Genomic DNA, 22,390 nt, shown 5'->3' with positions numbered 1-22,390 from the left:
CGCCACACCATCGCACGCCGCTGCGCCGGCACCCAGCCGCATGCGAACGCGTAATGCATGGGTGCGCGGCCTGCTCGCGCTGTTGGCGTGGCTGCCTGCACACGCACTGGCCGATTGCATTGACGATGCTGCGTCCTATCACGGTGTGAACCCGCAAGTGCTGCGCGCCATCGGCTATCAGGAATCGCACCTGAACCCGCAGGCGCACAACCGCAATCGCAACGGCAGCGAAGATCTGGGCATGTTCCAGATCAACACGATCCACCTGCCCGAACTGTCCCGCTACGGCATCGGCCGCCAGGCGCTGTACGACCCGTGCGTGAGCGCCTACGTGGCGGCATGGCACTTGGCGCGCAAGGTCCAGTTGCACGGCAACAGCTGGCGGGCCATTGGCGCGTACCACTCGGAATCGCCGGGCGAAAACGGCGTCTACGCGCGCGCGGTGGAAGGCATTCTCAATCGCAAGCTCGGAGCGCGCGCACCCATTGCAGCCACCGCGCGCGCGCAGGAGCCCGCCGCACAGCCGCTGCGCGATACCGCGCAACCCATGCGTGCCGTCACGCTGCGGCATACGGCAAGCCAAGCACCCGAACACCAGGCACCACCCGATGACCATTGGCTCGACGCGATGCTGACCAACCTCAACCAAAGCGCGAGCCTGCGTGAGCGGTTCAGCCGCTGAAAAATCATCAATCCTCACAACACCGCGCATGGTATGGATTGAACGCGGCAGCGCTGCTAAAGTCGCGCCCAGCTTGACACGACCGCAGGCCCAGCGCCGTGCCGGGTAAGGCGGAATCATGGCCCCTCTATGGTTCCGCCGCCATGTCCCCGGTATGGCGTGCAGGCGGATGCGTCAACGCTGCACGATCTAGCGATCGCGCCATGACAACGCTGCGGCGTTGTCTCCCTGTTGTGTGTTTTTGGACGATCCAAACCCGCCTCCATGGCGGGTTCTTTTTTGCCTGCGCGCGGCAGGCGCTGAACAAAGTTGAGACTTCAAGCCAGACATCGGGCAGGGCTTCGCCTACGCTGCTTCTCATAGAAAGAACAAGCGCGACATCACACACCCGCGCATGCCAACCACAAGGGGGCCCGGCTTCGACAGCGGGTCCCTTTTTGTTTCTACTTTTTCCGTTGACCCACCCAAACCAACCATGACGCCAATGTTGATTCGCTCCCTCGCCTGCATCGCCGCCTGTGTGGCGGTTTCGCCCGCACTCGCACAGGGCCCCCGCATCCCCGTGCAAGACGTCGTGGCCGTCGAGCAAGCCCTGGCTGCCGGCAAGCAACTGAACGCCACCATCGACCTCACCCGCTGCACGGGCGACACGCCCACCACCCCGGCCGGCACCACACGCGGCGGGCTGACCGTCGGCGCCTACCGCATCCTGCCCGACCACACCCTCAGCTTTGCCGACACGCACGTCACCGTCCGGCAGGATGGCACGCCCATCACCCAATTCCTGCGCTACACCATCGACGCCACCGGCACGGCGCACTTCGCGTCGTACATCTTCGCCATGCCCGCCTACACACTGCAAAGCCAGGTGTCGTACACCTGCAAGTTGGGCGACGGCGTCAAGCTGTTCGTCCAATACTGAGCGCAAACCGCACCGCGCCAACCGCCAACGTGCACGCCCCGGCACCCGCCGGCATTGTGCGTTGGCGTAACGGGCGGTATCGTGTCGCGGTTTCCCCGGCCCACGCCGGCCCGCCGCTTTCCGATACCACCCGTGACCGATCACCCCACCCTCAGCTGGACCGACGACCGTCCTGAAACCGCCAGCGACGCCGTCCACACCGCCCTCTGGCGCTCCGAAGCCGGCAACCCGCCGCCCAAGCGCGTGGTCATCGCCGATGACCGCACCTCGGCCGACACCGCCTACCGCCTCGCTTGCGAAGGCACGGCACTGCTCTGGCAAGGCGACTTCCAGAACGCACGCCAACTGCTGCAGGCCCTATCCCGTCGCACCGACCATCGTAAATCCGGCAAACCCGGCAAGCCGCGCAAGGAAGCCGCCTCGCCCATCGATGCGTTCAACCTGCACCGCCTGGCCCAATCGCAGCGGGCCCGCACGCTCGGCATGCTGCTGATTCCGTTGGATGCGGATTACACGATCCCCCTGCGCCGCGCGCCCGACGTGCGCGACGCGTGCACCGAGGCCTATGGCGCCGGCCATGCCGCATCTGTCGTCTCACTGCGCGAACTGCTCGGCTTGATCGGCGCGCACGAATGGCGCAAGAAGGGTGTCGAGATTCCCGCCCTGGGCACGTTGGGCGATGGGCGCGTTCACCCGCACTACGGCGTGTTCTCGCCGGTGCGTGGGGAATACATCGATCTGCTGGCCCATGCGCCGTTGCCCTCGAAGGCGCTGGCATTCGACATCGGCACAGGCACCGGCGTGCTGGCTGCGGTGCTCGCCAAGCGCGGCGTGAAGCGCGTCATCGGCACCGACCAGGACCCACGCGCCCTTGCCTGCGCGCGCGAGAACGTCGCGCGCCTCGGCCTGCAAACCCGGGTGGAAGTGGTGGAGGCCGATCTGTTTCCCGAAGGCCGCGCGCCGCTGGTCGTGTGCAACCCGCCGTGGGTGCCGGCACGGCCCAGCTCCCCGATCGAGCGTGCCGTCTATGACCCGGAGAGCCGCATGCTGCGCGGCTTTCTCGATGGCCTGGCCGCGCATCTGGAGCCCAACGGCGAAGGCTGGCTGATCCTGTCGGACTTTGCCGAGCACCTGGGCCTGCGCACGCGTGAAGCCCTGCGCGCAATGATCGACGCGGCCGGTTTGCAAGTCGTCGGCCGCGAAGACATCAAGCCGAAGCACCCCAAGGCATCCGATGAGAACGACCCGCTGTACAAAGCTCGCGTTGCCGAGGTGACGTCGTTGTGGCGCCTGAAAGCGCGCCAGTAAGCCAGTGCGTTAGCGGTGCAATGCCGCTAAATAGTCGAGCGCGCCCTGCCCCGCAGCGGCGCCGCTCGCAAAGCACGCCGTCAGCAGATAGCCACCGGTCGGCGCTTCCCAATCGAGCATCTCGCCCGCGCAGAACACGCCGGGCAGGCGCTCGATCATCAGCTTGGCATCCAAGGCCTCAAACGCGACACCACCGGCACTGCTGATCGCCTCGTCAATGGGCCGCGCGCGCGTGAGGCGCAACGGCAGCGCCTTGATGGCCTTGGCGAGTTGAGGCAGATCGGCAAACGCCTCCTTGCTCAAACATTCGCGCAGCAGCCCCAGCTTCACGCCGGTGATGTTCAGCTTGCTCTGTAGATGGCTCGACATGGAGCGTGCGCCGCGCGGGCGCATTAGCTCATCGGCTACGCGCTGTGCACTCCAGCCAGGCGCCAGGTCCAGCCAGACCGTGGCTTCACCGTCCGCCAACAACGCGTCGCGAATGGGCGCGGACAGCGCATAGACGAGACTGCCCTCCACCCCCGTCTGCGTGACGACGAACTCGCCCTGGCGGAACTGCAGCGCACCGCCCTCGCCCGACGGCAAACCGATGGCGACCGACTTGACGGGCTGCCCTGCAAAGCGCTCCTGAAAGTGCGCGCTCCAATCCGTATCAAAGCCGCAGTTGGCGGGCTGGAGCGGCTGCACCTGCACGCCGCGCGCCTCCAGCAGCGGCACCCAGGCGCCGTCGGAACCCAGGCGCGGCCAGCTGCCGCCGCCCATGGCCAGCACCACGGCATCGGCTTGCACAAGCCGCTCAACATCGGCGGTTTCAAAGCGCAGCACGTGCGCGTGGTCGGATGGCTGCGCCCAGCCCACCCAACGGTGCCGCATATGCAACTGCACGCCCGCTTGCCGCAACCGATGCAGCCACGCGCGCAGCAACGGCGCCGCCTTCATCTCGGTGGGGAACACGCGGCCCGAGCTGCCAACGAACGTATCGATGCCCAGACCGTGAATCCACGCGCGCAGCGCATCGGGGTTGAAGCGATGGATGAACGGTGCCAGTTGCTCGCGGCGCGCGCGATAGCGGCCGAGAAATACATCGATCGGCTCCGAGTGCGTGATGTTCATCCCGCCGATGCCCGCCAGCAGGAACTTGCGCCCGGCCGACGGCATGGCGTCGTACACGTCCACCCGCACGCCATGGCGGGACAGCACTTCGGCAGCCATCAGCCCGGCAGGGCCGGCGCCGATCACGGCAACGAGGGGGGCGTTATGGGGTTCAGACATGCAATGGCAGATCATGCAACGGGCAAGCAAACGGGGCGCCATTGTCACACCTCGATCGGGCTCCAGCAAACCATAGCAAACATAGTTAGCTATTTTGTTAGCAATTTGCTAATATTGCGAGATGCACGCCATCGAGTTCACAAAACAGGCCGCGCAAGCCCTGAAGACCATGCCACGCAATGTCGCGGCAACCGCGGTAACGATCGGAGCCAAAATCGATGCACTCGCAGTCGACCCCTATGCGCCAAACCCGAACGCAAAGAAGCTCGCCGGACGTGAGGGCTACCGGCTCCGCGTGGCCGACTGGCGTGTGCTGTATCAGATTGAAGACGGCCGCGTCGTGATCGTGGTGCTGGCCATCAAACCGCGCGGAGGCGCATACAAATGACCCAAGTCCAATTCATCGAACGTGACGGACACCGTGAATTTGCCGTGGTGCCCATCGAGCTTTGGGACCGCATCAAGCATCTGGCCGAAGACCTGGACGACGAAACGCTGTTCGACCAAGCCAAGGCCGAAGACGACGGCTTTCGTGTGCCGGCCGCCGTTGTGGATGCAGAACTTGCAGGCGATCACCCCGTGCGCGCGTGGCGCAACTACCGGCGCATGACCCAAGATGCCCTGGCCGAAGCCACCGGTATCAGCAAACCCTATCTCAGCCAGATCGAAACCGGGCAGCGCGGCGGCACCGCTGAACTGCTCAAGAAGTTGGCCGATGCACTGAATGTGCCCCTCGACCTCCTGGTCGACGCATAAAACTGCTGGTCGACGCATCAACATTGATTCACGCACGATGTCCAACAACACCCACGAAATCCGCCCGAACCAGTCCATCGAGCTGCTCAAGGAACTGCACATCCTGACGCGCGACGGCAAGATGAACCAGGACAGCCGCCGCAAGCTCAAGCAGGTCTATCACCTGTTCCAGTTCATCGAACCGCTACTGGCCGACGTGCAGCAGGTCAAGGGGCACGTCTCGCTGGTCGACCACGGCGCCGGCAAGTCGTACCTCGGCTTCATCCTGTACGACCTGTTCTGCAAGGAACAACCCGGCGACGGCACCTCGCACATCTACGGCATCGAAACGCGCGAAGAGCTGGTCACCAAATCGACCGAACTGGCGGCACGGCTCGGCTTCAAGGGGATGTCGTTCCTGAACCTGTCTGTGGCGGAGTCCATTACGTCAGACAAGCTGCCGGCCACCATCGACATCGTCACCGCGCTGCACGCGTGCAACACCGCCACGGACGATGCGATCCGCTTTGCGCTGGAGAAGAAGGCCCAATACATCGTGCTCGTGCCGTGCTGCCAGGCCGAGGTGGCCGGCGTGCTGCGCAAGAACAAGGGCAAGTCGCTCGGCAATGCGCTCACCGAGATCTGGCGCCACCCGCTGCACACGCGTGAATTCGGCAGCCAGGTCACCAACGTGCTGCGCTGCCTGCAACTGGAAGCCCACGGCTATCAGGTGAGCGTGACGGAGCTGGTTGGCTGGGAACACTCGATGAAGAACGAACTGATCATCGCGCAGTACAAGAACCTGCCGCGCAAGCGCCCGACCGAGCGGCTGCATGAGGTGATCAGCACGCTGGGGCTGGAAGAGCTGCATGAGCGGTTTTTTGCGCCGGCCTGAGCGGCACTGAGCAGCATCCGCCTGCACGGTCTGAGGCATCCCCGCCCGTCTCGGGGACACGTCCGTCTAGTTGTTACTGACGCTCGCCAGCCCGCTCTACGGCGGTCAGCACTTCCCACGTTTCGGGGTTGACCTGGCACCCCTCCAACACCATCGAGACAAACGCGCCGATGCCATCCAGAAACCCTGCCCGATATTCCGGTGGCCGGGTGCTGGTATGGGCCAACGCCCAGCGCAGCGTATCGGGGCGGAACTGGCGGTGGACGCGCAGATCGGCCTGCGTGCGGCAGAGGTAATCCCGCGCGGCCAATGCACCGGTGAGGTAAGTACGGCGTTGGGTGGGGGTCATGGCGTGCCTCCTGAGAAACGGGGGCAGCGTGTGGGGGGCGATGGGTAAGACGCAACTGGCATGAAGCCTCCTTGGGTCATTGAAGGCCCGCCGCTCATTTCCACGTGAGGGAGGCGGGCCCGACGGCGGAGGTGGAAACTGATACCCAAGGCAATCAGCCAGCCCGAAGGCTGCTCCGCCCGGCCCGCCATAAAGAAGGCGCGCGTGAGCGCTCTCGGACAGTCACTGTCCGCCTTGAGTGGTCGGGTTTCCACGCCCGGCTACCGTTGGTCCGGCAGCGGTCGCAATTATAGCGATGCGGATCGCGCCCCGATTCCGATTCTCCGGTTCTTGTGTGTCGCAGAAGGGCATCCCAAATTAGGCGCAGTCCGATAGAGCGTGCTCGGCAAGTCCGCTAGCGTGGCCGGTTTCGTCCGCCAGAGAGAAACCCATGCCGAGTTCCACCGCTTGTATTGGCCGCGCCCAGGCCAACAACGTCTGTCTGTCACTCCAGCGCTATCGCAGCACCTTGCCGCCCAATCAGTGGCCCAACAGCATTGACCAGTTCAGCCGCGCCGACGGATGGCATATCGGCACCGAGTTGCTCAATGGCGATTTCGACCTCGATCCGGTGTTGGCTGCGCAGTTGATTGGCAGCATGGTGGCGGCCTCCGAACAAACGCCGGCTACCGCCAACGGCGGTACATCGTGGATGCTTGACTACCTGTACGGCAGCCCCAGCGGCAAACCGGGGACCGCTGAGCGGTACATGTCTGAGGCACGGAATGCGGCCTTTGGCCCCGGGGGCTTGTTAGCCAACTTGAATACGGGAATGTCGGCCGCCCATGCATCGCACGGCGTGCGTCTTGAGAAGTCAATTCAGGCCGGCGCGCAAAAGATTCTGTCCGGCCAGAGCAACAGCGTGCGTATCAGCCCCTATGCCACGCTCTACAACGCCAACACCAGCGGCAAAGGCCGACCGAGGCCGAAGATTCGGATTACCAACATGCCCATCGAGACGGTACAGCCGGCGCTGCTGGGGCAGAACGGGAGGATCAATGCCCGCACGCAGGTGGCGACAGCAACGGTCAAGAACGCCAATTTGCGGGAGCTTGCCCCCAAGGTGTCACCGCTATCACGGATGTATATCCGGGGCGGAGGTGGCAACGCAGTCCTGACATTTGCCCCGAGCCTTGTGCTGGACACCGTGGATAGCATTCATCGGGATACCAACGGGAAATTGAAGTTTGACACCAGACGGTTTGCGATTGCTTCGGCGCGAAGCCAGAGCGGCAACTTGGTCGGGTTTATTACTTCCGGTGCGATCACTACAGGCGTTGGGATTGTGGGTGGCGCCGCTCTAGCTGCCAGCGCACCGATCATCCTCGTTGCACTAATCGCGGGCGTCGCCGTGCAAATGGTTTGGGGGGCTTCCGGCAAGGGCGACGATTTGGCTGAATTTGTTCAGCAGAAATTGGGAGAGTGATTTGCTAACTTCTTTCGATGGCGCAAAATTTGGATTGAAGAAAACCCCATTCATCGGAATGTGGCTGAATTTCGCATTCCTTGGTTTGACTGGACTATTCCTTGATAAACGACTTAGCCTTGACGGAGTGTTTAACGCTTGGGATTTTGCCTTATTCTCGGCAGCCACCGGCCTAGCACTTGGAATTTGGGTCAAATATCGAACCGAATTCTCCGTCAAATTTTCATTGAATTTGGCGTACTACTTCTTGTTTATAGGACCGATAATATTTGGAGCGACGTGCTCCATATTGGCATCGGATATTTCTGGCGCCGGCGATTCGGCGGAAATCTTTGTTGTTTTATACCTTGCATCAATTATTTCTCCATTCGCCTTCTCCCTTTCACGATCATTGGCAGAAATTCGTAATCTTCGCAAGATTGGTCGTGACGACTGGAAAGCGCCTTATAGAAAATTTGTCGATTTCAATAGCTACAGAATTCAACCGACACCAGGAAATGGGGACGGTGATTCTGACAAGCTTAAATCGGCAGGGTGGGTAGCAGGCTCTCTGGCGGTGAACATTCCCTTGCTGTTCCAGATATTTACGGGATCAAAGAACAACGTAATGCTAATTGCGATGCCGATGATAGTCGGCGTGTTTGCGTACCTCTCCCTCAAGAAAATTGGCCCCGGGATCGCAACTCTATACACACTCCGCCAATACGAAAAACAAACCAACCGCCGCTTCATCAACGCCGACTACGAAAAAATCCAAGAACTCCGCCGCACGTTCTTCCTGTCGCGCTGGCTGATGAAGGACTACTGCCCGGCAGCAAGTCAGTAACTGAAAACGGAGGCCGACGCCTCCGTTTTCTTTCGTGATGCGAGAATCACCGACACCGAGGGAATCATTGCTAACAGACATAGAGAGCGCCCGATTCATCGTGCCGAGAGCGCCGTTGCGCTTTGGCTTATGCGGCGCACCGACTTTCCTAATATTTAACATAGCAATAAACTCCGTGGAATTCAAAGACGGCCTCCTTGAATTTGTTATCAGCATGACCGCGATTGGGCTGATCTTCGGGTTCTGGGTGAAATATCGATCAGACTTCTCAATTCGATCTTATTTCCTATCTCTCCTGTACCTTTTTCCGCTCTTCATTTTTCTATTCGGACCCATATCGCTCCTTGTTGCCGACAAAATTGGCGCCAAAGAAATCAGAATACCTATCCTCATACTTTACCTAATGACCATCATCACTTCAGTGGCATTTGGCGTGCTAATTCATCTTAAAAAGATCAACGCCGTTCGACACCGAGACGAAGAAAAGTGGAAGAAGAAAATCATGATCGGCGTCGATTTTGAAAACTACGTGATTGACCCAGTAAAAAGCTCCGGCAACGAATCTCATAACCTACTCACAGCCGTTGGCCTAATTTTCATAGTCGTCATCACCATACTGAAGTTATTTGGCAATATCTACGATTCGATTTTTATCATGATGCCTATGGTGATGTTCTTTTCCATATATTACGGCCTCAAAAGCGGTGGCAGCACCCTCGCAAAGCTGTGCTCACTCCGCCAATACGAAAAACAAACCAACCGCCGCTTCATCAACGCCGACTACGAAAAAATCCAAGAACTCCGCCGCACGTTCTTCCTCTCGCGCTGGCTGATGAAGGACTACCGCCCGGCAGCACGCCAGCAATAAAAAAACGGAGGCCAACGCCTCCGTTTCTTCATGATGACGGCTGACGGGGTATGCCGATCAAACCGCAGCGCCCTCTTCCGCCTTCTTCTTGCGCGGCCCCCGGTTAAAGCGCACCGACAACGCCTGCCGCGCGGTATCCAGCGCCTCGCCCTGGCCTGCCACCTTCAGGTAGGCATACCCCTCCAGCGAGGCCGTCATCAAATCACTGCCCAGCGCCATCTGCGAATCGCGCATCCGCTCGCAGAGCTGCTCCACGCGCATCAAACGCGGGCGCAGCGCATCAAACGCGGCCAGATCATTCTGGACTTCCGCCAGGCTGTAATTGACCGACAGCACGCCCGGGTTGTTGCCCAGCACCTCCACGGCCTTGCGGCAAAACGCTTCCGACTTGTCGCCCATCTTGGTGATCGTGCTGCGTTGCTCGATCGACAGGTCAATCAGGCCAGCAAACACCGACTCCAGGGTCGCAAGCGCGGCATCCGCGGCGGCCAGTTCAGCCGGCCCCAATTGAAGCGAGATCAAATTCTGAGACATCACACTCCTCATCCTATGGTTGGAATGTCGCGCCGGTTGGCACGACGGGGCAGAGCGTGGCCCGTCATCGCCCGCAAAACAAGGCTGGAAGCGGGTTTCGGCGCAAAATCTGAATCGTCCTATGCCGTTGCGTAACCCTGCGTCACAGATCGGCCTCCAAGGCCCAGTGATGCGGCATCAACCGTCGAACATGGCCCGCCGAGCCTCGAGCATGGGCCTCCGACCCTCGCGCCTGGATGTCTGAGGGCCGAACGCCGGCCCCAGACCGCCGCGCTCCGCCCGCTGAGGTCGAAAGTTCCGGCCTCAGACCACCGGCTTCCACCCTCTGACAGCCGAACACGGGCTTCAGACGGTCGACTTCGGGCCTCGGAGGGCGGAATACGGGCCTCAAACCGTGGAGGGGTCGGGGGTTTGAGGGCCGATGGCGGGCCTGCGCGGGCGGAACGCTGCCCTCTGAGGGCCAAACACGAGCCTCAGACCTCCAAACGCGGCAGTTGGAAGCCCGAGATCGGCCCTCCGACACCCGCACCCCGCCCTCTTACGCGCAAGCACGTGGCACAGCGCGCCGAATGCGCAGCCTTGAATACGGCACGGCCTCCGGCGTGCCTTACATGACGCCCGACGGCAAGTGGACGCTCAAGGCCGCAGCCAACACCAGCAGCCGTGGCGACGTGGGCGCAACGTTTGGCGGCGGTTACGTCTGGTAATCCGTCAGCAAGGCTCTAGCCGCACGTAAGGTCTGCTCGCCTTTGGTCTTGTTCCTTCCTGTTCCGTCCTAGTGGGGCGAGCTGGTCGAACGTGCGGCACATGAGGGAAAGGGCTCTGGGTAACCAGAGCCCTTTTTTTGCTTCCACACGTTGTTGCACCGTTTTAGGACGCTTCCGCTTTGCGCATGCCGTGCAGGTCAATAGAGTCGTGGCTTGGTTTCGAGAAGCCTCCTGCGGCCGATACCCCACCCCGGCCATCAACGGTTGCACCATGAACCCCATCCTGATCCGCGTCGCTGTGGCCGACGACCATCCGGCCATCCTGTTTGGTGTCAGGCATGACTTTGCTACCAACCCGTCGATCCTGGTCAACGGCCTCGCGCGCAACTCCTCTGATCTGATCGCGCTGCTCAACCGCATCCGCGTCGATGTGGTGGTGTGCGACTACGCCATGCCGGGCGGCAGCCATGGCGACGGGTTGGCGCTCCTGTCGTTGATTCAGCAGCGCTATCCACAGGTGCGCGTTGTCGTGCTGACGATGATCGAGAACCCCGCCATCTTGCAGGCGCTCACGCAGGAAGTCCGCTGCATCGTGAGCAAGGCCGATTTGATGGACCACCTGTCGCTGGCGGTGCATGCGGCGTTTGCCAATGGCCGCTATGTCTCGCCCACCATCGAACGCATCCTGCGCACCGCCACGCCAGCCCGCCGCAAGCGCCACAGTGAGACACCGCTGACCCCGCGCGAACTGGAGGTGGTACGTCTGTTTGTATCCGGCCTGACCGTGAACGAGATCGCGGCGCGGCTACAGCGCAGCAAGAAGACGATCAGCACGCAAAAGACGGCCGCCATGCGCAAGCTGGGTCTCGAGCGGGATCTGGATCTGGTGCACTACGGCATCGAGACGGGGCTGATCCCTTCGGCCGTACGCCCTCATGTGAAACGAGAGAACTGAACCCCGACCCTGGTCACGTACCGCGCCGCGCAAGCGCTTCCTGCGCCATGACCACAAGCTGATCGAGCGCTGGCCCCAGGCGGGCAAGGTCCTCGCCCTGTTTGGTCTGCTGCTCCATTGCGGCACAGGCGTTGGAGACGTCCTGCTCGTAGATCATCGCAAAGGTGCCTTTCATGGCGTGCAGGTCGCGCAGTGCGGCCTTGCGGTCGTCGGTCAACAATGCCACGCGCAAGTTGGCAAGCTGCTCTTGTGTGGATTGGGTAAGCGCGGCAAGGATGGCGTCGGGCAAGCGGCCTTCCCCAATGCCTGCCGGGGCGGGGGCCGCCTTGCTGCCGGACGTTCCGGCAGACGGGGCGTTGCGCAGCATGCGGCGCAGCGTGGCATCCAGCGTCTTGAGCAGCACCGGCTTGACGAGCACACCATCAATGCCTTCCTGCACACAGCGGCGATGTTCTTCCACCTCGGCATTGGCCGTCAGGGCGATGATGGGCACGCGTGAGCCCTGCTCGCGCAGGCGGCGTGCCAACGCATAGCCATCCATGCCGGGCATGTTGAGATCGGTCAGCACGAGGTCGTGCGGTTGCGCGTTGAAGCGCTGCAGCGCGTCGTTGCCATCCTCGGCCATGTCGACGCGGTAGCCGAGCGCTTCCAGTTGCATGCGGATCAGCTCGCGGTTGGCTGCCTGGTCATCAGCGGCCAGCACACGAATGTTGGGGGGCGAGGTGCCTGCGTCGGGCGCTTGTGCCGGGTCTTCGTTGGTCTCGGGCGCAACGTCGGCCACCGCAAAGGGCAGCGTCACAACAAACTCGCTGCCCTCCCCCGGCGCACTGTGCAACGTGATCGTGCCGCCCATCAAACCGACCAGCCGGCGGCAGAGCGCCAGCCCCAGCCCCGTGCCGCCAAAGCGCCGTGTGATGGTGGAATCCGCCTGCATGAAGGGCTCGAACAGGCGCGCCTGCTGCGCTTGGCTCATGCCGATGCCGCTGTCGGCTACGCTCAGCACAATCGCGCCGTCCTGGGCGCCGAGCGCTACCCGCACGCTGCCCTGGTCGGTGAACTTGATGGCGTTGCTCAGCAGGTTCGATGCAATCTGCCGCAGGCGCGTGGGGTCGCCCATGTAGTGCGCGGCGACACCCGCATCGATGGCGCACTCGAACTGCAAGCCCTTCTCTTGTGCGATGGGCGCGAAGATGGCGGCGGCGTCGCGAACGACGGCGGCTGCGTCAAACGCAATCGATTCGATGGACAACTGCCCGGCTTCGATCTTGGAGAAATCGAGCACGTCATTGATGATGCCGAGCAGCGCGTTGGAGGACGAAGACACCGTCTGCAAGCGCTTCCCCAGGGCGGGCGGCAACGGCAGGCGCTGCATGAGTTCGAGGTTGCCGAGAATCGCGTTGAGCGGCGTGCGGATTTCGTGGCTCATCGTGGCCAGGAACACGGATTTGGCGCGGTTGGCGTTGTCGGCCGCCTGCTTGGCTTCACGCAATGCCAGCTCGGTGCGCTTCTTGTCGGTGATGTCGGTGAACGCCGTGACGAGCACGTCGGCATTGCGGTAGTGCGTGGGCACCAGGTTGACGGCGAGGTCGATCTGACCGCCATCCACCGTGGCAAGCGCGATGTCGTCGCGCACGGTGCCCGCGCCGCCGCGCTGGGCGTAGCGCTGCGTCAGCTTGGCGGACAGCGACAGCGCATCCACCTTGGTCTGCGCTGCGACGTCTGCCATGACGGGGCTGCGCAGCATGGGCTCGCCGGTGGTTGCATCAATGACACCGAGGCCGACGGGTGCCATCTCGATCAACATGCGGTTCAGGCGCTCGGTTTCCACCACACGCTCGGAGCGCTCGAGCATCGGCACAAACACGCGCCGGTTGAACCACCACAGCAAGATCCACAACACGGCGATCAGCCCACCGGTCAGGAACGTCGTCAGGCGGATCATGGGCCAGACACCGGCCAGCACGTCGCGCCATGTAAAGGCATAGACAATGCGCCCGCCGGCCAGCCCCGGCGGGGTGGCCGCCATGATGACGCCGTTGCTGGCCCGCTGTAACCCGTCTGAAGCAGGCGCCAGTTCACGCACGGCGGCCAGCACATCAGGGCGCGTGTCCCCGGCACTGGTAGCAATAGGCACGCCGTCGCGACCCAGCACGACAAACGTGCCGTCGAATCGATCCATTGAGAGCGGGGCCAGCACTTCCTCGGCGGGAATCTCGCAAACGAACACCGCGAAAGGCTTGCCGCTGGCATCCAGCCCGTAGATCGACATGCGTACCGACGCCACCCCCGTCAGCGGATTGCGATATGGCGTGAGCCAACGCACGGCGTGTAGGCCGGTGCGTGCGTCCATGACGCTCTGGGGAGCAATCGACTCGCCCGCGTCTTGCGTGAGCGCCGCAAAGAGCGCGGGCCGATCTGCCAACGCGGCATCCAGCTTGGCCGCATCGGGCAGTGGAAACGGCGACATCGCCAGAAAATCGCGCGACGGCGTGTACAGATAGGTGGTGACGCGGTAGCCCTGGATGCTGGCGGTGGCGGCCAGCGTGCGCGAGACGGCATCGGTCAGCGCGATGAAGCGCTCCACATCAGGCGTGGGCGTGGCCGACTGCGGCGCGGCACTGGCAAAGACGACGGAATGCAGTCCGCCATCGTTTGTACGCACCAGCTTGCCGCCGTCGGCATGAAAGCGCGCGGTGGCATCGGGGTCGGCAGTGACGCGTTGGTTCCACACCAGCTCCGCCAGATAGATCGTGCTGCGCAGGACGATCTCGGCCTTGGTCACCTCGCTCGCCATGCGCTGGCCCTCAATGGCGAGTTCACGCCGCTCGGCATCGATATGGGCGTGGATCATCGAGGCCACCGCAATCCCAAACGTCAGCAGCGCCATCAACGTCAGGACGACGCCGCCGCCAAACAGCCCAGAACGCCGGAAGCGGCGCATGGCTGAAAGCACGGTGGATGACTGGGTGGTGGGCATGGCGTGGCAATCCTTTATCGGCGCGAAGCATTGCGCGTCATATTACGTGACCCGAAAACGAACAACCCGCTGCGCAGACGCGAGCGGGTTGCTGACATACGCCGGCGCAACCGGCTCGACCAGCACTACGGCATCACCATGCCCAGCGCACGCCGGCATTGCCCATGAGCGTGCGTTGATGCTCACCGCCCAGATTCGTCAGATAGCTGACCGTGGCATAGGCGCTGGCCTGCTTGGTGACCTGCGCGACGAGCCCCGCGCCGATCTGCCCGGCGGTCTGGCTGATCTGCGTGCCAATGGTGGTGCTACCGCCGAAGGTGGTCTTGTCATCCGCACCGAACGCGCGCAACACGTTCAGGCGCAGATACGGCTTCCAGTTCACGCCGCCAGATGTGAAGGCGCATTGCAGGCGCGCGCCCGCGCGGGTCAGGAACGTGTTGCCGTTGTTCCAACTCACGTCGGAAGCGCCGTCGTTGAATGCATTCCACGACGTCCATCGCCACACGATCTGTGCCTGCGGCTCGAGCGTCAGGTGTTGCGTCAGCGGAATCGGCAAGCCGGCCTCCATCGACCCCGTGATTGCCTTGCCGTTGGCCGATCCGCGCACATTGTCATTCGCACTGGTGTGCACTGTCAGGGCGCTGCCCATCAGGATGGCGTCGGTGTACCAGCCGCTCGGGGCGATGTGCGTCCAATAGCCGCCAAGGTCATAGGCATTGACTTGCAGCGAGCCGACGCCCAGCCCCTGCTGTGCCAGCGCAAAGCCGCTCACATCGCCCGTCGCGCGTGAGAAACCGAGCAGCACGCCGTAGTGGTTGCGATGGCTGTTCGCTTGCGTATCCGCAAGCAGGTCTTGCCCGGCCTGCATGCCCCACACGGTGCCGTCAAACGACGGGCTCGCATCACCCGCTTGCGACAGCTTGGTGTTGCCGCCCCACACGCGTGCCCACGACGCGGGTAGCTTGCCGTTTTCGGTCAGCAGGCCTTGTTCGCCTTGGCGGTCGTGGAAGGTGTCGATCTGCAGCAGGCCGAGCTGACGGGCGACGGCCGGGGCTTCGGCATACAGCGGCACGGACTCACGGTAGATCGGCACCGGACCGGCGCCCGGTGTGGCCTCTGCAATGGCTTCGGTAATCGCGGTTGGCGTGCCGACTGCCGCATTCACCGGTGCAGTAGGCGTGGCGGCTGTGACCGTGTTGCGCAGATACCAGTTGTTGCCCGATCCGGCGGCCACACCGCCTCTCACCAGGTAGTACGAGAAGGCCCCCGCGTTGACCGTACCGCCGGAAAGCGTGAACGCGCTGGCGCTCGTCGTGCCGCCGTTGGTGGCCTGCACGACCTGGATACCGTCGGCCATCGTTTGCGCGCCGGGGCCGCCCACGTTGAGCACCTTGAGCGTGCTGGTGCCGCTGGTGCTGCCGCCGCTGATGATCAGCTTGTCTGAGGCGGCGCCGTCCGTGCCCAGATAGGTATTCAAGCCGATCGTTCCGCCCTGGCCGACGTAGTTGCCGGCCACCGTGAGCGTGTTGCCGACACCGCTGCCGCCAAGCTGCACTTGGCCGGCGTTGATCAGGTTACCGTTGATCTGGAAGTTGCCAGTGGCACCGCTGGCGAGGCCCGTCACGGCATTGGCGGCCGCAATCGTGCCGTTGTTCACCACATTGCCCGTAACGCTGCCGTAGCCACCGAGCGTTGCACCCGACGCGACCGCCACCGGCCCACCGCCGCTGAGCGCGGCAGACGCACTGCTGCCATCCCCCACGATGACCGATCCCGCGCTGACCTGCGTGCCGCCCGCATAGCTGTTGACGCCATTGAGCGTGAGCGTGCCGCTGCCAAGCTTGGTCAGCGACCCAGCACCCGTGATGCCTTGCGCAAGCGTCGAGTTGAAGCCTTGGGTATCGATCGTGCCGTTGTTGGCCGTGATGGACACCGTACGGCCGGACGCCAGGTTGAATGTGCTGCCAAGCTGCAGTGATCCACCGTTGAGCGTGAGCCCACCGGTGGATGCGCCCAACGCGTTGTCCGCCGCCACCGACAGCGCGCCTTGCGTGATGGTGGTACCGCCCGAATACGTGCTGGCACCGGATACCGTCAATGTGCCGGCGCCGGTCTTTTCTACGGCACCGCTGCCACCGATCGCCCCCGCGTACGTGCCTGCGCTGTCCTGCTGGAAGCGGACGAGCCCGTTGTCGGTGACCGACAGCGGCAGGTTCGCCGCATTGGCCTGCAGCGTTGCGCCGTTGTTGACCGTCGCCACCACCGACGCCGTGGTCGCGCCCAACGTCCCGGTCAGGTTGAGCGTGCCGCTTTGCACCAGCGCGGTCGAGAACGTGCCCGTGCCGGCCCACGTCCAGTCCGTGCCCGCCATCGTCAGGCTCTGGAAGTTGGCAAACGCATTCGATGCCGTGCCCGTGCCCTGCAGCGTGACCGTATTGGTGCCGCCGCCTCCGTTGGCTGTACCGATGATCTGCGAGCCGGTCTGCAGGATCAGCGTCACAGGGCCGTTGCCGCCCTGGATGGCGGTGCCGCCTCCGCCCTGGATCAGCCCTGCATTGGTGATGGTGGTTGCGCCATTGGTCGACCGCACGCCGATACCGTTGTTGCTGATGATCTGGCCGCCCGCCTGGTTGGTAATGGACGCCGTAAAAGAACTGCCGAGCGTGTTCGACACCACCGCGTCAACACTGCCGCCGCTCGTTGCGGTGCCCGTGGTGCGGATCGTGCCGCTGTTGACGAGCGAATCGTTGTTGCCCTGCATGTAGACGGCAGGCGCGTCGCGGCCATTGGTGGTGAGCGTGCCGCTGTTGTTGATGATGCCGCTGCCGCCCAGCAACGAAGCGGCTCGGGCGTTATTGCCGGAGGTCGTCACCGTACCGGTATTGATAATCGTATTGCCCGACGCTCCGGTATTGCTTTGCCCCCATGCCGCCGTCAACCCATAGGAATTGTTGCCGGTGGTGGTAATCGTGCCGTTGTTGACCAGCGTGTTGTTATTGCCGTTTGCCGCTACCCCATCGTTATAGGCGCCCGTGGTGGAAATCACGCCGCCCGCAGCATTGGTGATGGTATTGCCGTTATTCACGCCCAGCAACATCGCACCACGGTTGGCCACGCCCGTCCCATTGCCCGACATCGACAGATTACCGCTGTTGGTGATGGCGCTCGAGGTATCTACCGAAAATGGGGTAGGCGCAGTGGACAAGACAAAACTGCCACTGGCCGTTGAATCGACATTGATAGCGACGTTGGTGCTGCCACCTACGGCCACGACGGAGGGAACACTGGCTCCGGAACACGTTACGGTGGCACCGCTGACCGGCGCCGTTGACGAACAGGCGGCATAAGTGCCTATCGGCACCGCGCCGGTGAGAATTGCCGCTCCTCCAACACCCAACTTCCACGCATGTCTTTTCATTTTTCTCACTCGCAATCGGACGGGGAATCTTGCTGAGATTTTTTGAGACTTTTACAGCGTGGGATGGGTTATATCACCTGATTGAAATTTCTCGCAAGGAAGGTTTTTCAATACTGCATAGCAGTATGGATTGATCGTTGTGCACCGCACTGCCCGCACCGAACCAAAATTGCGCGCCGAACGGAGCCTCCCTACATTTCTTGATTCACCCCAAGCGTTTTAGGGCGGAGAGCACCTGGCGCCGTCCTCCGACAAGAAGGACAGCACTGGCATTTTCTATGTGCCAACGAAAACGGCCCTGCCAGACATAAAGTCTGGCAGGGCCGTTTTGCATTCACACACCAGGCTTGAGGCCGACCTGGCGAGTCAGCTCGTATGCTCGCGATACATCCATCGCGAACGCGTGTTTAAAACTTGTAGCGCGCGCCCAGATAGATTTCGTGCGATACGAGATTGGCGCGCAGCATTTCGTCTTGCATGCCGACGGCGTTGGTGAATGCGTTCCAGCCGCTTTCCGTCTTGCCCATATCGACATAGCGGTAGCCCAGGTCCAGCGTCAGCTTCTTGATCGGCGAATACGAAACGCCCGCACCCAGCGACCATGCCAGGTTGGTCTGGCTTGCGGAATTGAACGGGCCGCCAAAGCCGTTGGCCGGGTTACGCTGTGCACCTTCCGACTTCAGCATGGCCAGACCCAGGCCGCCCATGGCGTACACCGACACATTCTTGGCCACCGCGAAATCGCGGTACACATTGGCCATCACGCGTTGTGATTTGATGTCGTGATAGTTGTTGCTGGGCCAACGGGTCGAACCGCTCACGAAGGAATCGGTACGCGGCAGGGTGTATTCACCTTCCACGCGCCAGCCATTGGCGAAGTCGTAACCCAGTGCGAACGAACCCGTGACGAGATTGGTGTTGTTGTCGATCTGCACGAAGGAGCCAATACGCGGACGCGCGCTGGAGTCCATGTTGTCGGCCTTGTGCTTGGCACCGACGATGCGGGCTGCACCGTAGTAGCCTTCTTCCTTCGAAGCATCGGCGGCTTGGGCGAACGCGGCACCCGAGAACAAGAGCGCCACGGCGCCCGGCAGAGCAAGAGTCTTGAACATGAAAACGGTCCTTGAAACGATGAGAGGAGAGAGACCGTCATCGTAAAAAGCAGACCGTTTCCGTTGAACCCGGTTGGTTACGGGCCTGACCTCCGTAGCGCTACGGAGGCTCGTCAGCACGCCTCTGCACCATGCATCAGATCGCGCGACGGCGATGTGCCCGGGGGGTATCACATACCTGCTTGTTTGAGGATGCCGTAATCGGCCATCCAGGTCGTTGCATAGTCGCGCACCAGCTCAGCCACTGAACTCGCCTGCAGTTTGTCAAACACATTGGCGCGGTAGGTCTCAACCGTGCGCGGCGACAGGCCACCCAGATCGCGTGCGATCTCCTTGTTGCTCAAGCCACGCACGATGCCGTCGAGTACTTCGCGCTCCCGCCCGCTCAATGTCTCGATACGGGCGGCACGCGCTTCCTTCGTCTCATTGCCCACGCGCGACTCCGCGTGCTGACGGATCGCCTGCTGAACCACGTCGATTAGCTCGTCGTCGTCCACGGGCTTGCGCAGAAAATCGAGCGCACCGCGCTTGAACGCGCGCCGGCACGCGTCGATGCTGCCGTGCCCCGTCATGACAATGACCGGCAGATCGCGAAGTTCGCGCATTTGATCCAGCAAGTCCAGTCCGCTCATGCCGGGCATGCGAATGTCGACGAGCGCGCAGTCAAGCGCGTCATTGTCGGCATCGGCCAAGAATGTGCTTGCATCGGGATAGCAGTGTGTCTGCAAGCCGACCGTACGCAGCAGCAAGGCAAGGCCATCGCGCACGGCCTCGTCGTCATCCACGATGGCGACGACAGGGGAAGTGGTTCGCGCATTCAGATTGACGTTCATGCGAGTTCCTCTGCAAGTGGCAGCATCAGCACGGCTTGGGCGCCACCCGCCGGCAGGTTCTGCAGTGTCAGGGTGCCGTCCAGGCGCTGTGCAAGCGTTTCACACAGCGGCAGACCAAGGCCCAGGCCGCCGGAACGGGTCGTGAAGAAGGGTTCAAACAGGCGGGGCAAGGCGTCGGCTGGCACGCCGGGGCCGTTGTCGACGACGCTGAACCGATAGTGGTGCCCCACCCGCTTACCACTGACGCGGATCTCTGCGCGTACGCCACTGCGCGGCATGGCTACCAGTGCATCGCGTGCGTTGCGGATCAGGTTGTAGAGAATCTGTTCGACAGCCACGTGTTCGCCGAGTGGTTGAGCGCGCGGTTCGGTATTGCTCCATACAAGTTGGATGGCGTCGCGCGCCAGTTCGTCGCGCAACAGAAACAGCAGCGTGCCCATCAGCGCATCGACGTTGAGCGCACTGCGTTTTTCGGCTTGCGCGGAGGTGACAGCGGCACGCAGCCGCTCGAGAATCGCCGCGGCACGCTTGGCCTGCCCTACGCTGGTTTGCAAGGCACGCCGGATGCTGTCGCGCTCGCTCGGCATGTCCAACATCCGCTCGGCAGCGCGTGTGTTGGAGATGATGGCCGTCAGCGGTTGATTCAGTTCATGCGCAAGGCCGGCCGCCATTTCACCAAAGGTGTCGAGCCGGCCAAAGCGGTCGATGCGGGCACGCGTGTGCTCGCGCTGATGCGCTTCACGTAGGCGCCACAAGCCCAGCGCCCCCAGCAGGATCAGCACGGAAACGGCATTCCACAGCGCAATCGGCAGCCACGGGAGGTCGGCCAGCGTGAGCGTGCGCGTGGTGTTCAGCAAGAAGGCCTGCGGCTGCACCGGCAGATTTTTTTGAAGGTGGAACGTCCAACCGGGTTGCTCAGTGGCAGTTGCCCGCTGCAGCAGAGCAAAGGCCTTGTCCCGCAGATGCAACGTGGCGGAAGAGATGGAGTACGACCAGTCGCTCGCGTCGAGCATCCTGGCGGGGTCCACACGCACTGCCCAGCCCGTGCCGGCCACAAGCCAGTACGCCCGCGCGCCATCGAACTCGAGCGTGAACTTGCCATCGCTGTCGCGTGTAGGCGCAGCGGCTGGCATGAATCCGCCCTCGCCTTGCCAACCGACACCGGGCCGCCAGAATGCAATGGCGGTGACTTGCGGCATGCGCTCGCGCAGGCTGCTCAGCATGTCCGCCGGCAACGCAGCAAGCGGTGTGGCGCCAAGCGTGGCGAGAATAGCCTCGTGCTGCGCGGCCTTCTGGCTCAGTTGCCGAATGGTGATGCTGGAGTCCTGAAAGAACTGGTTGTACGCCTGCGTGACAGAGCGGGAGACGATCAACCCTGTCCCCGCCAGGCTGAGCGCCAGCCACATCAACACCATGACGAGACGCGCGGGCATCTGCATGCGTGCGTTGGGGGTCAGCAAATGTTGCTCGGCGTCTTGCTGGACGCGCTCAGCGATTCGCCACCGGCGGCAGCAAGCTGCAGGCGTGCGATACCGGCGATACGCTGAAAGGCTTTGAGTTGCTCGCCACGTAGTGCCACGGCGTTGGATTTGCGGATCAAGGCCAGCGGATCGATGGGCTCATCACCACGCTTGACCTCAAAATGCAGGTGCGGGCCAGTGGCCGTTCCGGTCTTGCCCACGGCGCCAACCCGTTGCGCGCGGAGGATATGCATACCTTTGCGCAAGCTGCGTTCGATTTTGGAAAGGTGGGCGTAGTACGAGGCATAGCCATTCGCGTGCTTGATGACGACGTACTTGCCGTAGCCGTGTGAGTCGTTGCCGATGTGGGCGACGACGCCATCTGCGGCGGCATGTACCGGCCGGCCCATTGGCGCGGCCAAGTCAACGCCGGAATGAACATGCTGCTGCCTCGACACCGGGTGCACGCGCCCGCCAAACGTGGAGCTGACGCGTGTTGCCACCACGGGAAAGGTGAACCGCAAGCCCGACATCAGCGTGCCATCGAAACGATAGAAGGCGCCATTGGGCCGCTCGTCCGTCACGAACCAGACGCCGGCGTAGGTGGTGCCCCGAAATTTCACGTCCAGCGCAGTCAGTTGGAACGCTTGCCCGCAGCAGCTACCGTCAACGGGTTCGTACACCACACGAAAATAGTCGCCGGCGTGAGCCCTGGCTGACGTGTCAGCGGTCTTGCCGACCTCGCGCGTGAGCTGCTGCAGCACATCGGCTGGCAGATCGGCTTGGGCGAGCGCGTTGCGCAACGTCGTCGTGATCTCGCCCGCCATGGACTGAGACGGTGATACGTCGCCAGGCAGGTCGAATGGGGTGTTGGAGGCGAGCGCGAACGCTGCTTGCGTGGGGATGCCTGGTACGGGCATCACGCCGAACACGGCAACGGGTGTCACCGCGGTCACGAGCCCGGACAGTAGCGCCATGAAAGCGCATGACCATCGGACTCGGCGTTTGGAAACTTCTGGGCGCATGGGCAGACCTTGTTCGCGTGAGAGACGGAAAGGCCGGCCGAACCGCA

At 62.7% G+C, this 22,390-nt stretch carries 19 protein-coding genes and 1 pseudogene; 11 read left to right on the top strand and 9 right to left on the bottom strand.

Annotated elements, in window-relative coordinates; translation table 11 throughout:
• Positions 1 to 40 precede the first annotated feature (40 nt).
• The 3 genes and pseudogenes from ACS7SF_RS25600 to ACS7SF_RS25590 all read left to right on the top strand — a co-directional run.
• Positions 41 to 508, top strand: a pseudogene (locus ACS7SF_RS25600) (lytic transglycosylase domain-containing protein); the annotation flags it as partial.
• A 649-nt stretch (positions 509 to 1,157) separates the two neighbouring features.
• Positions 1,158 to 1,604, top strand: coding sequence for a VirK family protein (locus ACS7SF_RS25595; RefSeq protein ID WP_439893265.1), 447 nt, complete (start codon positions 1,158 to 1,160; stop codon positions 1,602 to 1,604).
• 132 nt (positions 1,605 to 1,736) lie between these two features.
• On the top strand, positions 1,737 to 2,912 hold the full coding sequence (locus ACS7SF_RS25590) for a methyltransferase (protein ID WP_439893264.1): 1,176 nt from the start codon (positions 1,737 to 1,739) through the stop codon (positions 2,910 to 2,912).
• A gap of 9 nt (positions 2,913 to 2,921) precedes the next feature.
• Here the strand turns inward: ACS7SF_RS25590 and ACS7SF_RS25585 are convergent, their stop codons facing one another.
• Complete coding sequence (locus ACS7SF_RS25585) at positions 2,922 to 4,184, bottom strand: TIGR03862 family flavoprotein (RefSeq protein WP_439893263.1); 1,263 nt, start codon at positions 4,182 to 4,184, stop codon at positions 2,922 to 2,924.
• Between the two features lie 121 nt (positions 4,185 to 4,305).
• On the opposite strand from ACS7SF_RS25585, the gene ACS7SF_RS25580 reads away from it, so the two are divergent.
• The 3 genes from ACS7SF_RS25580 to ACS7SF_RS25570 are packed head-to-tail and all read left to right on the top strand — an operon-like array spanning position 4,306 to position 5,814.
• On the top strand, positions 4,306 to 4,572 hold the full coding sequence (locus tag ACS7SF_RS25580; RefSeq protein ID WP_439893262.1) for a type II toxin-antitoxin system RelE family toxin: 267 nt from the start codon (positions 4,306 to 4,308) through the stop codon (positions 4,570 to 4,572).
• A complete protein-coding gene (locus tag ACS7SF_RS25575) occupies positions 4,569 to 4,940 on the top strand; it encodes a helix-turn-helix domain-containing protein (RefSeq protein ID WP_439893261.1) in 372 nt (123 codons plus the stop codon). The genes ACS7SF_RS25580 and ACS7SF_RS25575 overlap by 4 nt, the downstream gene beginning before the upstream one ends.
• A 37-nt stretch (positions 4,941 to 4,977) precedes the next feature.
• Positions 4,978 to 5,814: a class I SAM-dependent methyltransferase gene (locus tag ACS7SF_RS25570; protein WP_439893260.1), complete on the top strand. Its 837-nt coding sequence runs from the start codon at positions 4,978 to 4,980 to the stop codon at positions 5,812 to 5,814.
• A 73-nt stretch (positions 5,815 to 5,887) separates the two neighbouring features.
• Here the strand turns inward: ACS7SF_RS25570 and ACS7SF_RS25565 are convergent, their stop codons facing one another.
• Positions 5,888 to 6,163 (bottom strand): hypothetical protein, encoded by a 276-nt coding sequence (locus tag ACS7SF_RS25565; RefSeq protein WP_439893259.1) that lies wholly within the window; start codon positions 6,161 to 6,163, stop codon positions 5,888 to 5,890.
• Positions 6,164 to 6,593: 430 nt separating this feature from the next.
• Here ACS7SF_RS25565 and ACS7SF_RS25560 point away from each other — a divergent pair, with 430 nt between their 5' ends.
• From ACS7SF_RS25560 to ACS7SF_RS25550, 3 genes are all read left to right on the top strand, one after another.
• The gene (locus tag ACS7SF_RS25560) at positions 6,594 to 7,628 is read left to right on the top strand and encodes a hypothetical protein (protein WP_439893258.1); all 1,035 of its coding nucleotides are present in this window, start codon (positions 6,594 to 6,596) and stop codon (positions 7,626 to 7,628) included.
• 1 nt (position 7,629) lies between these two features.
• Positions 7,630 to 8,454 carry a hypothetical protein gene (locus tag ACS7SF_RS25555; RefSeq protein ID WP_439893257.1) on the top strand — a complete coding sequence of 275 codons (825 nt, stop codon included), beginning with the start codon at positions 7,630 to 7,632 and terminating at the stop codon, positions 8,452 to 8,454.
• Between the two features lie 175 nt (positions 8,455 to 8,629).
• The gene (locus ACS7SF_RS25550; protein WP_439893256.1) at positions 8,630 to 9,322 is read left to right on the top strand and encodes a hypothetical protein; all 693 of its coding nucleotides are present in this window, start codon (positions 8,630 to 8,632) and stop codon (positions 9,320 to 9,322) included.
• A gap of 57 nt (positions 9,323 to 9,379) precedes the next feature.
• Here ACS7SF_RS25550 and ACS7SF_RS25545 read toward each other — a convergent pair whose 3' ends face one another.
• Positions 9,380 to 9,856: a hypothetical protein gene (locus tag ACS7SF_RS25545; protein ID WP_439893255.1), complete on the bottom strand. Its 477-nt coding sequence runs from the start codon at positions 9,854 to 9,856 to the stop codon at positions 9,380 to 9,382.
• 569 nt (positions 9,857 to 10,425) lie between these two features.
• On the opposite strand from ACS7SF_RS25545, the gene ACS7SF_RS25540 reads away from it, so the two are divergent.
• Positions 10,426 to 10,563, top strand: a complete 138-nt coding sequence (locus tag ACS7SF_RS25540; RefSeq protein WP_439893254.1) for a YadA-like family protein — start codon at positions 10,426 to 10,428, stop codon at positions 10,561 to 10,563.
• Positions 10,564 to 10,834: 271 nt separating this feature from the next.
• Positions 10,835 to 11,518: a response regulator gene (locus tag ACS7SF_RS25535; RefSeq protein WP_439893253.1), complete on the top strand. Its 684-nt coding sequence runs from the start codon at positions 10,835 to 10,837 to the stop codon at positions 11,516 to 11,518.
• A 13-nt stretch (positions 11,519 to 11,531) separates the two neighbouring features.
• Here the strand turns inward: ACS7SF_RS25535 and ACS7SF_RS25530 are convergent, their stop codons facing one another.
• The 6 genes from ACS7SF_RS25530 to ACS7SF_RS25505 form a co-directional block, all read right to left on the bottom strand.
• Positions 11,532 to 14,495: an ATP-binding protein gene (locus ACS7SF_RS25530; protein WP_439893252.1), complete on the bottom strand. Its 2,964-nt coding sequence runs from the start codon at positions 14,493 to 14,495 to the stop codon at positions 11,532 to 11,534.
• A 133-nt stretch (positions 14,496 to 14,628) separates the two neighbouring features.
• Positions 14,629 to 17,913, bottom strand: coding sequence for an autotransporter outer membrane beta-barrel domain-containing protein (locus ACS7SF_RS25525; protein ID WP_439893251.1), 3,285 nt, complete (start codon positions 17,911 to 17,913; stop codon positions 14,629 to 14,631).
• A 407-nt stretch (positions 17,914 to 18,320) separates the two neighbouring features.
• Positions 18,321 to 19,025, bottom strand: a complete 705-nt coding sequence (locus ACS7SF_RS25520) for an outer membrane protein (RefSeq protein WP_439893250.1) — start codon at positions 19,023 to 19,025, stop codon at positions 18,321 to 18,323.
• A gap of 170 nt (positions 19,026 to 19,195) precedes the next feature.
• Positions 19,196 to 19,858 carry a response regulator transcription factor gene (locus ACS7SF_RS25515; RefSeq protein WP_439893249.1) on the bottom strand — a complete coding sequence of 221 codons (663 nt, stop codon included), beginning with the start codon at positions 19,856 to 19,858 and terminating at the stop codon, positions 19,196 to 19,198.
• Positions 19,855 to 21,318 (bottom strand): ATP-binding protein, encoded by a 1,464-nt coding sequence (locus ACS7SF_RS25510; RefSeq protein ID WP_439893248.1) that lies wholly within the window; start codon positions 21,316 to 21,318, stop codon positions 19,855 to 19,857. The genes ACS7SF_RS25515 and ACS7SF_RS25510 overlap by 4 nt, the downstream gene beginning before the upstream one ends.
• Positions 21,312 to 22,295, bottom strand: a complete 984-nt coding sequence (locus tag ACS7SF_RS25505; protein WP_439893247.1) for a M23 family metallopeptidase — start codon at positions 22,293 to 22,295, stop codon at positions 21,312 to 21,314. Before ACS7SF_RS25505 ends, ACS7SF_RS25510 begins: the two co-directional genes overlap by 7 nt.
• Between the last annotated feature and the right edge of the window lie 95 nt (positions 22,296 to 22,390).

Origin of the sequence: Ralstonia sp. 25C, from assembly GCF_051904805.1 — a bacterium.
Classification (GTDB): Bacteria; Pseudomonadota; Gammaproteobacteria; order Burkholderiales; family Burkholderiaceae; genus Ralstonia.
Note: the sequence above shows the minus strand (reverse complement) of the source record. Positions and strands in the feature narration are given on the sequence as shown.

What these genes read in the sequence shown, in the direction of transcription:
- ACS7SF_RS25595 (WP_439893265.1), top strand. Translation starts at nt 1,158, where the DNA reads ATGACGCCAATGTTGATTCGCTCCCTCGCCTGCATCGCCGCCTGTGTG.
- ACS7SF_RS25585 (WP_439893263.1), bottom strand. Translation starts at nt 4,184, where the DNA reads ATGTCTGAACCCCATAACGCCCCCCTCGTTGCCGTGATCGGCGCCGGC.
- ACS7SF_RS25580 (WP_439893262.1), top strand. Translation starts at nt 4,306, where the DNA reads ATGCACGCCATCGAGTTCACAAAACAGGCCGCGCAAGCCCTGAAGACC.
- ACS7SF_RS25575 (WP_439893261.1), top strand. Translation starts at nt 4,569, where the DNA reads ATGACCCAAGTCCAATTCATCGAACGTGACGGACACCGTGAATTTGCC.
- ACS7SF_RS25570 (WP_439893260.1), top strand. Translation starts at nt 4,978, where the DNA reads ATGTCCAACAACACCCACGAAATCCGCCCGAACCAGTCCATCGAGCTG.
- ACS7SF_RS25565 (WP_439893259.1), bottom strand. Translation starts at nt 6,163, where the DNA reads ATGACCCCCACCCAACGCCGTACTTACCTCACCGGTGCATTGGCCGCG.
- ACS7SF_RS25560 (WP_439893258.1), top strand. Translation starts at nt 6,594, where the DNA reads ATGCCGAGTTCCACCGCTTGTATTGGCCGCGCCCAGGCCAACAACGTC.
- ACS7SF_RS25545 (WP_439893255.1), bottom strand. Translation starts at nt 9,856, where the DNA reads ATGTCTCAGAATTTGATCTCGCTTCAATTGGGGCCGGCTGAACTGGCC.
- ACS7SF_RS25540 (WP_439893254.1), top strand. Translation starts at nt 10,426, where the DNA reads ATGCGCAGCCTTGAATACGGCACGGCCTCCGGCGTGCCTTACATGACG.
- ACS7SF_RS25535 (WP_439893253.1), top strand. Translation starts at nt 10,835, where the DNA reads ATGAACCCCATCCTGATCCGCGTCGCTGTGGCCGACGACCATCCGGCC.
- ACS7SF_RS25530 (WP_439893252.1), bottom strand. Translation starts at nt 14,495, where the DNA reads ATGCCCACCACCCAGTCATCCACCGTGCTTTCAGCCATGCGCCGCTTC.
- ACS7SF_RS25525 (WP_439893251.1), bottom strand. Translation starts at nt 17,913, where the DNA reads ATGAAAAGACATGCGTGGAAGTTGGGTGTTGGAGGAGCGGCAATTCTC.
- ACS7SF_RS25520 (WP_439893250.1), bottom strand. Translation starts at nt 19,025, where the DNA reads ATGTTCAAGACTCTTGCTCTGCCGGGCGCCGTGGCGCTCTTGTTCTCG.
- ACS7SF_RS25515 (WP_439893249.1), bottom strand. Translation starts at nt 19,858, where the DNA reads ATGAACGTCAATCTGAATGCGCGAACCACTTCCCCTGTCGTCGCCATC.
- ACS7SF_RS25505 (WP_439893247.1), bottom strand. Translation starts at nt 22,295, where the DNA reads ATGGCGCTACTGTCCGGGCTCGTGACCGCGGTGACACCCGTTGCCGTG.